The sequence below is a fragment of the Ewingella sp. C233 genome (assembly GCF_055407225.1).
Genome location: NZ_JBUZRI010000001.1, coordinates 13939 through 26361 on the forward strand (window position 1 = coordinate 13939; position 12423 = coordinate 26361).

Genomic DNA, 12423 nt, shown 5'->3' on the forward strand with positions numbered 1-12423 from the left:
ACCCTCAGGCCATTTTATCTTTATGGCCCGACCACCAGGTCAGCAAATTCAGGACGCTCATGACCACGCCTGCGGTGGAAACACCATACCAGCCCGCCCATTGAAACGCCGACGCCGACACCAGGGAGCCTATTGCGCCGCCGATAAAATAGGTGGTCATATAACCGGCCGTCAGGCGATTACGCGCCTCGGGCATCGACTTATAGATGACGCTTTGGTTGGTGATGTGTACGCCCTGCACGGCCAGATCCAGCACGATAATCCCGACGACCAGCGCAATCACCGAATGCTGACCATAAGCTATCGCCGCCCATGACAGCAGCAAGAGTACCAGCCCTACGGTAGTGGTCAGGTGAGCTTTGCCTTTATCCGCCAGCTGCCCGGCGCGGGTTGCTGCTAAGGCACCGGCCGCGCCGACCAGACCAAACAGACCAATCACGCCTTCGGAGTAGTGATACGCCGGACCCGCCAGCAGAAATGCCATGGAGGTCCACAAAATACTGAAGTTGGCGAAGGAGAACAGGCCAAGCAGCGCGCGGGTACGTAAGACTGGCGTGTGCAGAAACAGGCTAAAAATCGATTTCAGCAACTGCGGATAATTCAGGCCAGTATGCTGTTTGTGCGTGGGCAGACGACGCCACAGTATCAGCGCCATCGCCAGCATCAGCGCACTGGCTACCCAATACACCGTGCGCCAGCCGCCAAGCGTGGCGAGCAAACCGGCGACGGTTCGTGCCAGTAAAATACCGAGCAGCAGGCCGGACATAATCAGCCCGACCACTTTACCGCGCCGTTCAGGTTCTGCCAGCGTGGCTGCCAGTGGCACCAGGATCTGCGCGACTACCGAGAACAACCCGGTGAGCGCGGTCCCTATCAGCATGACCGTCAGCGTCGGCGCCATCGCGGTGATAAGCAAACCGGCGGCTGAAAGGATGGTCATCACCACAATCAGACTGCGACGTTCAAACATATCGCCCAAAGGCACTAAGAACATCAAGCCAAAAGCATAGCCGAGCTGAGCAATGGTGACGATAAAACCGGCCTGATTAACGGAAAGGTCAAAAGCCCGGGCAATAGTCTCAAGTAAAGGTTGGGGATAATAATTACTGGCGACGGCCAGTCCGGTGGCGACAGCCATCAGAACGATCAGTCCCGGCGTTAGCGGAGAGTGTTGAGTCGAATTTTTCATGATGTTTTCGTTTTACGTTTTGTTTTGAGTTTTTGTTTAAGTGAAGCGTGTCAGATAAAGCTGCAGGTTGTATTTGAATATCAGCACCGTGCTGTTGGAGCGCCGCGAGTATCGCTCAACCATAAATAGTAAACCAATGTATAATTTTCATCTAAACTATCTCATTTCGCGATGAATCGATGAATCTAAAACAGATCCGCTTCGCCCTTGCCGTGGCGCAGGAACAGAACTTTACCAAGGCGGCGCAGCGCTGCCACACGGTGCAATCAGCGCTCAGCCATCAGATCGCCAAACTGGAGGAGGAGCTCGGCAGTGCGCTGTTTGAGCGTACCTCAAGGCGGGTCAATCTTACGGCGGCCGGACGAGCATTTTTAGCCCCGGCGGAACAACTGCTTGCGGCGCACAACCATCTGCTCGATACCATGGAAGCGCTGAAAGGCGAGGTGACCGGCACCCTGACGGTGGGCATTATTTCAACGCTGAACGCGATAGATGTCATCGGCCAGCTGGCGAAATTCACCCGGCGTTACCCGCTGGTGAATATTCGTATGTATGTCGGCATGAGTGAGAAACTGCTGGAAGATGTGCAGCAACTGCGCACGGACGTGGCGTTCGTCGGCATCTGGCCGGGGGACAAAGCCACGCTGCGTCTTCCGCATCGCCAGCTGGCAGATGAGCCGCTGGTGGCGCTGGTCAGCCCAACACATGCCTACGCTTTACGTCCTACCATCACGCTCAACGAACTCGCTCAGGTGCCGCTGGTGGACTTCTACGCCGGTGCCGGCGCGCGGCGTCAGACTGACAACGCGTTCGGTGAGGCGGGTGTTACCCGTCACGTGAGTTTTGAAATCGACCATATTGAATGGCTTGAAAGCATCGTGCGGCGATCGCTGGCCGCAGGCATCGTGCCGTTGTCCCGCGCCCGCCACGCCGCCGATCTGGTCTCTATTCCGATAGAGAATGCCCCACGGCGCCAGGTATTTTGCGTCTGGCAGCCGAGCCTTAGCGCGGCCGCCGAACGTTTCTTGGCCTTTGATCAGGAAGAGGAGTGACGATAAAAAAGGCGCTGAATCTGCATTCAGCGCCTTTCTACTCACGTAAAATCTTAAGTATTACGTCAGATCTGCTGTCTTACTTCGCTGCCGCTGCGGCTTCTTTCACCCAACCATCGAAGGTTTCCTGGTGGGCTTTGATCCAGCCGTCAGTCTGATTTGCGATATCCGCTTCAGAGCTTTGACCGGCATGCATTGCAGAGTTCTGTGCGTTAATATCTTTTAACGGCAACTGCATGATTGCGAAGAGTTTTGCGGCGGCCGGGTTAGCTTCAGCAAACTTCTTGTTGGCGACGATATGCATAGTACTGACTTTAAAGCCGTAGTTTTTACCGTTCGGTAAGGCGGTGTCGGCATTTTTATCGCCCGGTACGACAGAGAAAGGCACCTGCATCCACAGCACGTCTTTACCCGGTACCAGCACGTCACTCACCCAGTACGGTGTCCAGGTGTAATAGAAGATAGGTTTACCTTCTTTATAACGCGTGATGGTGTCAGCAATCATGGCCGAGTAATTCCCCTGATTGTGCGTCACGGTTTTTTCCAGATCGTACGCTTTGAGCTGCGCATTCAGTGCGGCTTCACAACCCCAGCCCGGCGTACAACCGGTCAGGTCAGCTTTACCGTCACCGTTGGTATCAAACAGCTTGGCGATCTTAGGATCTTTCAGCTGTTCGATATTGGTAATGTGGTATTTTTCCGCAGTTTTCTTATCGATCAGATAACCCTGCGCCGCGCCGTTAACGTAGGTGCCTTCGCGGTAGAAGACTTTGTCACCGCCTGCGGCTTTGTACATTTCATCATGCAATGGCGACCAGTTTACTGCCGTAAAGGTAGCGTCACCGGCGGCAATGGTGGTGTAGCCGACGTTGTAATCGACTTCGCGGATCGGCTGAACATCATAGCCCAGTTTTTCCAGTGCCTTGCTGACCAGTTGAGTCTGGAAGGTCTCTTCGCTGATGGTGCTCTGAATCGGGGTAACGGTCACGCCTTTGCCCGGCAGGTCTGCGGCGAAGGTCGAAGCTGATGCCAGTGTGGTCAGGGCGGCAACCGCCCAGAGGTTTGTCTTTCGCATAAAATAATGTCCTGTTTATCGTCGTTGTTATGTTTTAAACGCGCCGCCGAGGGCAGCGCTGTTCCGATTATGATTTTTTCGCGGCCGCCGCGGCTTCACTCACCCAGCCATCAAAGGTGGCCTGATGCGCTTTGATCCAGCCATCGACATGCTGCGAAATGTCCGCCGAAGAAGACTCACCATCGTGCATTCGCAGATTCTGTGCATTCACGTCTGCCAACGGTAATTTCATGATGGCAAACAGCTTGGCGGCGGCAGGGTTGGCTTCGGCCCACTGTTTGTTTGCCACGATGTGTTCGTTATTGACCGGGAAACCGTAGTTTTTGCCGTTAGGCAGTGTGGTATCGAGATCTTTGTTCGAGCCCGGATTCGCCGAGAACGGCACCGTCAGCCACACCACATCTTTCCCCGGTTTCATTTCGTTGCTCACCCAGTACGGTGTCCAGGTGTAATAGAGCACCGGCTTGCCGCTTTTGTAGCGGGTCAGGGTGTCGGCAATGATGGCCGAATAGTTACCCTGATTCTGCTGCACGGTATTACTCAGGCCGTAAGCTTCAATCTGTTTGGTGACGACTTTTGCGCATTCCCAGCCCGGATCGCAGCCCGCGAGATCGGCCTTGCCGTCGCCGTTAGCATCAAAAAGTTTGGCGAGTTTGGGATCTTTCAGCTGATCAATGCTGGTGATGTGGTACTTGTCAGCGGTTTTTTTATCGATTAGATAACCCTGCGCTGCGCCGCTGATAAACGTCCCCTGACGGTAGAACTTTTTGTCCCCGCCAGTGGCGGCATACATATCGACTTGCAGCGGATCCCAATTCACCGCCATGTACGTCGAGTCACCGGCGGCGATAGCGGTATAGGCCACGTTGTAATCGACTTCGCCGGTGGGCTGCACGTCATAACCCAGTTTTTGCAGGGCCCGGTTAACCAGCTCGGTTTGGAATGTTTCTTCAGCGATGGTGCTTTGCAACGGTTTGACGACGACGCCTTTGCCCGGAGGGGCGGCGGCGAACGCGGCGGGAGTGGTGATTGATACAGCGAGAGCGATGGCCCTGAAATGGTTGATGCGCATGGTGAACCCTTATTCTTTTTTAAGTTTATGGCTTATGAATACGTAAGAGTGGACTTCTGCTTAGTAGAGAGTTCCCGGCGGCGAAACCGCCGGGAAAGTCGTGCTGGTGATCAGGCTTTTTTCACAAAAGGTTTTGCCAGCAGACCAACCGGTCCGCGGGTAAACCAGCGGTGGCCGCCTTTGCTACGGCTGTCCTGACCCATCGACTGAGTCAGACGGTCGAGGATAATGGCGAGAATAACGATACCTGCACCACCGACCGACGCCAGACCCATGTCCAGACGGCCGATGCCGCGCAGAACCATCTGGCCGAGGCCGCCAACGGCAATCATCGAGGCGATAACCACCATCGACAGCGCCAGCATCAGCGTCTGGTTAATACCGGCCATGATGGTCGGCATCGCCAGCGGCAGCTGTACTTTGAACAGCAGTTGGCTCGGGCTGGCCCCGAAGGACTGTGAGGCTTCTATCAGATCTTCCGGCACCTGGTTAATACCCAGAATCGTCAGACGCACGATAGGCGGCAGGGCGAAGATAATGGTGACGACAACGCCCGGCACATTACCGATACCAAACAGCATCACGATCGGCACCAGATAGACGAACGCCGGTGTGGTCTGCATGGCATCGAGCAGCGGGCGGATAATCTTCGCCGCACCTTTGCTGCGCGCCAGCCATATGCCGAGCGGAAGCCCTATCAGCACACAGAAGAACAGCGAGGTCAGCACCAACGCCAGCGTAACCATAGCCTGAGACCAGGCACCGATAGCACCAATGATCACCAGTGAAACCAGCGTTGCAGCACCCATTCCAAGGCCTGCCATCTGCCAGGCGATCAGCGCAAAGATCAGCATGGCAATCGGCGCGGGCAGTGACTCCAGTCCGTGCTGAAAACCGCTCAGGACGAAATCGACCGGCACACGAATACCCTGAAACACCGGACGGAAGTTCGTTACAAGCCAGTCGATCCCTTCGGTGACCCAGCGATCCAGCGGGATAAGCGTAGTGTGGAACGGATCCAGAATAGTAAATTGATCATGCTGTGCCGGAGCCACAGTCAGCCAGTCATTAGCCTGTGCGGCGGCGTGGTGCGTGGTGTCAGGTGCGCTGGTGGCCGCATCGCTGGCACCGCCCCACGGATCACTGCTGGTGGCAGCGTCAGCCGCGGGTTGTGCTGCTGCGGCATGACCGCCGCTGGCGTTGTCTGCACTCCATGGATCAATGGTTGCATCCAGCGTTTGTGACGCGGCCTGCGCATGTTGAACGATGCTGTCGTGAATTGAATTCTTCATTATTCGTTACCCCCTTCTTTATCCAGGGCACGAAGCAACATGGCCTTGGAAATAATACCGATATAGTTATTGTCCTCATTGACCACCGGCACGGCACAAGGCGCGGCGGCGACATGAGAAATCAGTTCACTGAGCGGCATATCTGCCTGCACCGGTGCGGGAAGTTCCAGCAGCGCGGAATCCAGAGACTGATTGGCCTTGAGCGCAACTTTCAGAGAATCAATCGACACCACGCCGATGAATTTCTGACCGCGCTCCAGCACATAACCATATTCGCGGTCTTCATCTTCGAGCAGCTTGAGGGCTGCACGCGGACCAAAACCGGGGGTTTTACGAATCAACGTGCCACGACGACGGGCGATATCTTTGGCACTGAAGACCTGACTGATATCCACGCCGCGGAAGAAGGTGCGTACATAATCGTTGGCCGGGTTATTCAGGATCTCTTCCGGCGTACCGACCTGTACCACTTCGCCGCCCTGCATAATCGCGATGCGGTCGCCTATGCGCATGGCTTCGTCGAGGTCATGGGAAATAAACACGATGGTGCGCTGATGCTGCGCCTGCAATTTCACCAGTTCATCCTGCATTTCGGTACGGATGAGGGGATCGAGTGCCGAGAAGGCTTCATCCATCAGCAGAATGTCGGGGTTGTTGGCCATGGCGCGGGCCAGACCCACACGCTGACGCATCCCGCCGGACAGCTCATCCGGATAGGAGTTGGCGTAGTTTTCCAGACCCACCTGACGCAATGCGTCGAGAGCCTTTTCATTACGCTCCTGCGCCGGGACGCCGGCCAGCTCCATCCCGAACGCCGTGTTATCTAACACATTCAGGTGGGGCATCAGGGCGAACGACTGGAACACCATACTGATTTTGCTGCGGCGTACCTGACGCAATTTCGACTCGGAGATCTTGGCGATATCTTCGCCGTCAATCAGCACTTCACCGCGGGTAGGTTCTATCAGACGATTGAGAAGGCGTACCATGGTGGATTTTCCGGAACCGGATAACCCCATGATGACGAAGATCTCGCCTTCTTCAATGGCCAGACTGGCGTTTTTCACACCAAGTGACAGCCCGGTTTTCTCGAAAATCTCTTCTTTACCTTTACCTGAATCTATCAGCTTAAATGCGCGCTCAGGGTGCTCGCCAAATACCTTATAAAGATTTTTTACTTCGATTTTAATTGCCATGCAATGTGCATTCCTTGGATATAAGTAGCCGTGTCGGCTCGATGTCTATTTTTTTTGTTGGACCGTATAAAGTCATACCTGTAACGAAATAGTGAACGCGTTATACCCTAACACATCGAAATTCTGAGACAAGTCTCAATGTTTCTGAAGAATATTCGTGATTGCGATTCTGCTCGTGTATATGTGTGTATCTGGCGCGTCTAATTTTGTGGTCTTGCCGTTGACATTTAATGACAAATTATCGCGCGCCAATCCCCCGGTATTTTTGCTAATTGTCGGGGGGGTGTGGTGTGGGGATTATATATTTAAATAATTGAATTTTAAGTAATTAATAACTTTTGTTTTCGTGTGGGTTTATCTGGGGATAATTGAGAGGTATCAGGCGATGTAATACGAATTTAGCAGCGTGTATTTTTCGGTGTAATTAGAGATTTCAGCCTGGCGTGAAACGGGTAAATTTACCGGTTGTCTGAAATGTGAAGATTAAAGGAATTAATGAGCCGATGGCAGGCCATCGGCGGGGAATTGGCCGGTGTTGCCACCGGCAGAGACAGGGAATTCGGCAGGATGAAATGCAAAAATTGAGTATCAGGATACGGATTTTTCTCCACTTGCTATTTTTCGATAAAGGCGGCGCGGATGCCCAATATTGCCGTACTGCATTTCCACGGCAATAAAGCCAATTTCCACGCAATATTCCAGATAGCGGCGGCCGGTGGTTTTACTGATCCCCACCTGTTCTACCACCTCATCGACCGACCAGTTGCGGTCGTCTCCTTCGCTGAAAACGCGCTGAACCAGCTCCAGCGTGTTGGGCTCAATTCCTTTCGTGGCTGGAGCTGCGGGCGTGTCGCTGGCGGGCAGATTATAGAGGCGATCCAGCGCCTGCTGATCCAGCACCTTGACGTGGCGCAACTGATGTACCAGTTGCAGAAACCGCTCCAGAGAATTACGCAGGCGCTGGAAGGAGACCGGCTTGATGATGTAGTCGAACGCGCCGCCGCGCATGGCCTGACTACAGGTATGCATATCGCTGGCCGCAGTGATGAAAATCACCGAGCAGTCGAGGCTTTTCAGCAGCGCGCTGTCAATGAGCTCAATGCCCTGACCGTCAGGTAAATAGTTATCAAGCAGCACCAGGCGCGGCCGGTAGAGCTGTAACTGCGTTTTGGCCTGCGCCAGCGTCGCCGCAATACTGACCACCCGCAGGTTAAAATTTTGCTCGATAAAATCGCGGTGCAGCCCTGCCAGATAGGGTTCATCCTCGACGATCATCACGTCCAGCGCGCTGCCCTGATTGATGCTGTTGTTGAGTACATTACTGTTGTTCATTATCGTTCCTGACTGGCTCATACGCCCTGCGGCGGATTAGGGATGAACAGCGAAAACACGGTGCCACGCGGCGCATTGTCCGAAATTTCAATCATACCGTGCGCCTGACGGACATAACGGGCGACCACATAGAGACCGATGCCATGTTCGCCTCCGGTGTCGTCAGCGGCCGATAGCGGCTTTGTGGTCACACCCTGTTCAAAAATCTGCGGGCGAATTTCAGGCCGGATCCCGGTGCCCTGATCGGCCACTTCTATCAGCAGTTCATCATGACTGTCCGACAGATAAAACTCGACCGGCTGATGCGGTGCCGGTGCCGCCAAAGTGGCATCGACCGCGTTATCGATTAAGTTACCGATAATCGACATCAGTTCTGACTCTGTCAACGCTGCAGGCAGGCGGCGCAGCTGACAGGCTGGATCGAAATTCAACGTCACGCCTTTTTCGCGTGCGCTGGCAAATTTGCCCAGCAACAGACCACACAGCGTCGGTGACGCAAAACGCGCTGAAACAAAATCCAGTACTGCCTGTGCGCCCTCGGACTGCGCCTGAATATAACCGATGGCTTCATCATAACGTTTCATATGCAGCAAACCGGCCAGCGTGGCAGTCCAGTTGAGCTGTTCATGCCGCATGATGCGCAGATTATCGGCATAGCGCTTCACCTGACTGAGCTGGCTGCTGAGCGTATTAATGTCATTTTTATCGCGGAAGCTGAATACCCAGCCGGTTTGCGTGGCGGGTTCCAGTTCGATACGCACCCGGTTGACGATCACCAGGCGCTGATTAAAGTGGGCCACTTCATCGTGGCGGTTGGGAGTCGCGCTATCGCTGGCAAAAAATCCGTCATCGGTGTGGATCATGTCGCGGATGTTCTGGCCTATCAGCGCGTCTTCGGGCTGGGAGAGTTCCAGAAGTTCGCGGGCTGCATGATTTATCGAGATGATGCGCTGGCGGTCATCAATAGCGATCACCCCTTCATAAATGGCTTCCAGCAGCGCTTTTTGCTGGCGAACCAGCAGGGCGATCTCTTTGGGTTCCAGCCAGAACATCTGTTTTTTAAGATTTTTACTGAACAGCCACGAGAAGATAAACAGCAATACCAACAGCAGTATGCCGGAGAGCGCCGCTTGCGCCAGCTGTCTGACCGTAATGTCATCGATGTATGACGTGAGGTAACCGACCGAGACAATGCCGATCACCTTATTTTGCGTATCCAGTACCGGCGCTTTGCTGCGCAGCGAAATGCCGATGCCGCCCTGACGTACAGAAATGATGGTTTTTCCTGCCAGCACGCCCGCGTTATCCCCGCCGACCATCGGCTTGCCGACGCGATCCGGCGACTGAGAGTGGTAGAGATGATTTTCGTTAGCGTCACCCACCACAATATAGCTGGCGTCACTTTTCGCCCGCAGCGGCGCGACTAAACGGGCAATCCCCGCGCTGTCATGGGCTTCGACCAATTCAGACAAACCGGGCATCAGGGCGATTTGCGCCGCCTGCACCTTGGCGCGGTTGCCGAGGTCATGGTTCAACTGACGATCAATGGTGTGAAAAAGAAAGGCACCGACCAGAGCCAGCAGCACAGAGGAAAAGGCCACCAGGCTAAGGAAAAGTTTTATCTGGAAGGTTAATCGTAATTTCATTCGGGCTGCCGGGGCGAAAATTGAAGAATAAGCCTAACACGCGTTTTTCACCGGTAACATTCCCCGCGCTGTCAGGTTGTGAGCAAAAGCGCATAGACCGCACGGAATGCCGCGGATAGACCCACGAATAATAGGGGTAAGCGTGTGATTTGCTACAAAGCTGATAAGGATTGCAAGCGCAGTAGCATTAACGTCATTAACACCATTACAACCTTTAAATCAGCGGTTTTACTTTGAGCAACCTCACAACCCGCGTGCGCGGCGATTTCTATGCTCACTTTCTATAATGTTATTGATAAAAAGAGAGCAATGTCATGAGCACATCCGATGACTCCTATCTGGTCGCCAAAGACCCCGAAAAGCCTATCCTCTCAGCCAAAGAGCGCTGGTGGCATATTCTGGATAACTACAAAATAGGGATCATCCCGCTGCCGTTTTTCCTGCTGGCAGGTGTGCTGATTTTTCTCGACTGCCTGAACGGTAAACTGCCGAGCGATATCGTGGTCATGGTGGCAACGCTGGCCTTCTTTGGCTTTGCCTGTGGCGAACTGGGTAAGCGCCTGCCGTTGGTAGGAAAACTCGGTGCGGCGGCGATCTGCGCCACCTTTATTCCCTCGGCGATGGTGCATTACGGGCTATTGCCAGATGTGGTCGTGGACTCCACCATCAAGTTCTACAAATCCACCAATATTCTCTATCTCTACATCTGCTGCATTATTGTTGGCAGCATCATGAGCATGAACCGTCAGGTGCTGATCCAGGGCTTCGTGCGGATTTTTGTGCCGATGCTGTGCGGTGAGATTGTCGGTATGGTGGCGGGGCTGGCGATGGGCACGTTGTTGGGGCTGCCGCCTTTCCAGACGTTCTTCTTCCTGATCCTGCCGATCATGGCGGGCGGCGTGGGCGAAGGGGCGATCCCGCTGTCGATGGGTTATGCGACGATCCTGCATATGGAGCAGGGCGTGGCGCTCGGACGCATTTTACCGATTGTGATGCTCGGTGGTCTGACGGCCATTGTGCTGGCGGGCGTGCTGAACAGAATGGGGAAACGCTATCCGCATCTGACCGGTGAAGGCCAATTGATGCCAGCCAAAAAAGGCCTGCTTGACCATGGCCTGGAAGAGTTTTCCGGAAAGCCTGATGTGAACGCACTGGCCTGTGGCGCTTTGCTGGCGATCCTGCTGTATATGGTTGGGATGCTCGGGCAGCGTCTGATTGGCCTGCCTGCGCCGGTGGGGATGTTGTTTGCGGCGGTGGTACTCAAACTGGTCAACGGGGTTTCCCCGACCATTCAGCAGGGTTCGATGGTGGTGTATAAATTTTTCCGCACCGCCGTGACCTATCCGGTGTTGTTTGCCGTTGGCGTGGCGATCACGCCGTGGCAGGAGCTGGTGAACGCCTTCACGGTGCAAAACCTGTGCGTGATCGTCACGACGGTTTGTGCGCTGGTCGGCACTGGTTTCTTTGTCGGTAAAAAAATCGGTATGCACCCGATTGATGTCGCGATTGTTTCCTGTTGCCAGAGCGGGCAGGGCGGCACCGGCGATGTGGCTATTCTTACGTCAGGCAACCGCATGGCATTAATGCCGTTTGCGCAAATCGCCACCCGCATCGGCGGAGCAATCAATGTCACCGTCGGTTTACTGGTTCTGGCAAAGTTCTTTTCTTGATCTAAAACAAGTCTATGTTGATCCCTTCTTTTGGAAGGGATTGGTTTATTGAGCAAAAAATTCAAATGCCACTTTTTGGTAATTACAAGGGGTGGTTATTTATTATTCATTGGTTATTATTTGCGCACTCAAAGAAGAGTCCGCCACCCGGTCTGTGGTGCTCTGGTAAGGATTAGTCATAATTTCACTAATAAAGAAACTTTTCATGTCCCGCACTAAAAATTTCACCTGCGCAATACTGTTTACAGCATCGGCTCTGCTTAGCACTCATTCCTTTGCCTTTAATATGCCGAAAGAACTATCTACTTTCGAACTCGCAAGCTATTCACAACCTGAATTATTTACGCAGGTAACACCGCTTATTGAAACGAGCCAGGGTGGCCGGGCTGAAGTGGTGAAAACTGCGCTGTTGGCCCAGTATTCCAACTGGAAAGGCACGCAGTACCACTGGGGTGGCACCACGCGTGATGGGGTGGACTGCTCGTCGCTGATGCAGCAAATATTCCAGGATTCGCTGCACAAGAAATTGCCGCGCACGACCGTTCAGCAGATTAAAAATGGGGAACGTGTGAGCAAAGAAAATCTGAAACCGGGTGACCTGGTATTTTTCAAGACCGAACCCGATACCCGCCACGTGGGCGTTTATATTGGCGATCACGAGTTTATTCATGCCTCAAAATCGCAGGGCGTAACTATTTCGTCACTCGACGATCAGTACTGGATTAACCATTACGAAACCGCCCGCCGTCTGGAGTTGATGAGTTGATTTCCCAAAACTATTTTAGGAAAGATAAAGAGCTTCTCTTAGTGGTTCTTATACCTGAAATGTCCCTTTTGGTTTTTATAAAGTAATTTGTTAGCCAATCTTAATTGAAGTGATTTTTTTGTAGTTGATAATT

The 12423-nt window shown here is 53.6% G+C and carries 10 protein-coding genes; 3 read left to right on the forward strand and 7 right to left on the reverse strand.

The window, feature by feature from the left end:
* Positions 1-4: 4 nt before the first annotated feature.
* Positions 5-1189 carry an MFS transporter gene (locus tag ACZRKO_RS00070; protein WP_463735249.1) on the reverse strand — a complete coding sequence of 395 codons (1185 nt, stop codon included), beginning with the start codon at positions 1187-1189 and terminating at the stop codon, positions 5-7.
* A gap of 179 nt (positions 1190-1368) precedes the next feature.
* Between ACZRKO_RS00070 and ACZRKO_RS00075 the strand changes: the two genes are divergently transcribed.
* Positions 1369-2241, forward strand: a complete 873-nt coding sequence (locus ACZRKO_RS00075; RefSeq protein ID WP_463735250.1) for a LysR family transcriptional regulator — start codon at positions 1369-1371, stop codon at positions 2239-2241.
* A gap of 79 nt (positions 2242-2320) precedes the next feature.
* Here the strand turns inward: ACZRKO_RS00075 and proX (ACZRKO_RS00080) are convergent, their stop codons facing one another.
* The 6 genes from proX (ACZRKO_RS00080) to ACZRKO_RS00105 form a co-directional block, all read right to left on the reverse strand.
* The gene (proX, locus tag ACZRKO_RS00080; RefSeq protein WP_463735251.1) at positions 2321-3316 is read right to left on the reverse strand and encodes a glycine betaine/L-proline ABC transporter substrate-binding protein ProX; all 996 of its coding nucleotides are present in this window, start codon (positions 3314-3316) and stop codon (positions 2321-2323) included.
* Positions 3317-3383: 67 nt separating this feature from the next.
* Complete coding sequence (gene proX, locus ACZRKO_RS00085) at positions 3384-4388, reverse strand: glycine betaine/L-proline ABC transporter substrate-binding protein ProX (RefSeq protein WP_463735252.1); 1005 nt, start codon at positions 4386-4388, stop codon at positions 3384-3386.
* A 110-nt stretch (positions 4389-4498) separates the two neighbouring features.
* Positions 4499-5680 carry a glycine betaine/L-proline ABC transporter permease ProW gene (gene proW / locus ACZRKO_RS00090; protein WP_463735253.1) on the reverse strand — a complete coding sequence of 394 codons (1182 nt, stop codon included), beginning with the start codon at positions 5678-5680 and terminating at the stop codon, positions 4499-4501.
* Entirely contained in the window at positions 5680-6876 is a 1197-nt protein-coding gene (gene proV / locus ACZRKO_RS00095) for a glycine betaine/L-proline ABC transporter ATP-binding protein ProV (RefSeq protein ID WP_463735254.1), read from the reverse strand. Before proV ends, proW begins: the two co-directional genes overlap by 1 nt.
* Before the next feature lie 588 nt (positions 6877-7464).
* Entirely contained in the window at positions 7465-8208 is a 744-nt protein-coding gene (locus ACZRKO_RS00100; protein ID WP_463735255.1) for a response regulator, read from the reverse strand.
* Between the two features lie 17 nt (positions 8209-8225).
* Positions 8226-9854, reverse strand: a complete 1629-nt coding sequence (locus ACZRKO_RS00105) for an ATP-binding protein (RefSeq protein ID WP_463735256.1) — start codon at positions 9852-9854, stop codon at positions 8226-8228.
* A gap of 314 nt (positions 9855-10168) precedes the next feature.
* On the opposite strand from ACZRKO_RS00105, the gene ACZRKO_RS00110 reads away from it, so the two are divergent.
* Positions 10169-11524: a 2-hydroxycarboxylate transporter family protein gene (locus ACZRKO_RS00110; RefSeq protein WP_463735257.1), complete on the forward strand. Its 1356-nt coding sequence runs from the start codon at positions 10169-10171 to the stop codon at positions 11522-11524.
* A 205-nt stretch (positions 11525-11729) separates the two neighbouring features.
* Positions 11730-12290, forward strand: a complete 561-nt coding sequence (locus tag ACZRKO_RS00115; protein ID WP_463735258.1) for a C40 family peptidase — start codon at positions 11730-11732, stop codon at positions 12288-12290.
* Positions 12291-12423 lie beyond the last annotated feature (133 nt).

What these genes read in the sequence shown, in the direction of transcription:
- ACZRKO_RS00070 (WP_463735249.1), bottom strand. Translation starts at nt 1,189, where the DNA reads ATGAAAAATTCGACTCAACACTCTCCGCTAACGCCGGGACTGATCGTT.
- ACZRKO_RS00075 (WP_463735250.1), top strand. Translation starts at nt 1,369, where the DNA reads ATGAATCTAAAACAGATCCGCTTCGCCCTTGCCGTGGCGCAGGAACAG.
- proX (WP_463735251.1), bottom strand. Translation starts at nt 3,316, where the DNA reads ATGCGAAAGACAAACCTCTGGGCGGTTGCCGCCCTGACCACACTGGCA.
- proX (WP_463735252.1), bottom strand. Translation starts at nt 4,388, where the DNA reads ATGCGCATCAACCATTTCAGGGCCATCGCTCTCGCTGTATCAATCACC.
- proW (WP_463735253.1), bottom strand. Translation starts at nt 5,680, where the DNA reads ATGAAGAATTCAATTCACGACAGCATCGTTCAACATGCGCAGGCCGCG.
- proV (WP_463735254.1), bottom strand. Translation starts at nt 6,876, where the DNA reads ATGGCAATTAAAATCGAAGTAAAAAATCTTTATAAGGTATTTGGCGAG.
- ACZRKO_RS00100 (WP_463735255.1), bottom strand. Translation starts at nt 8,208, where the DNA reads ATGAACAACAGTAATGTACTCAACAACAGCATCAATCAGGGCAGCGCG.
- ACZRKO_RS00105 (WP_463735256.1), bottom strand. Translation starts at nt 9,854, where the DNA reads ATGAAATTACGATTAACCTTCCAGATAAAACTTTTCCTTAGCCTGGTG.
- ACZRKO_RS00110 (WP_463735257.1), top strand. Translation starts at nt 10,169, where the DNA reads ATGAGCACATCCGATGACTCCTATCTGGTCGCCAAAGACCCCGAAAAG.
- ACZRKO_RS00115 (WP_463735258.1), top strand. Translation starts at nt 11,730, where the DNA reads ATGTCCCGCACTAAAAATTTCACCTGCGCAATACTGTTTACAGCATCG.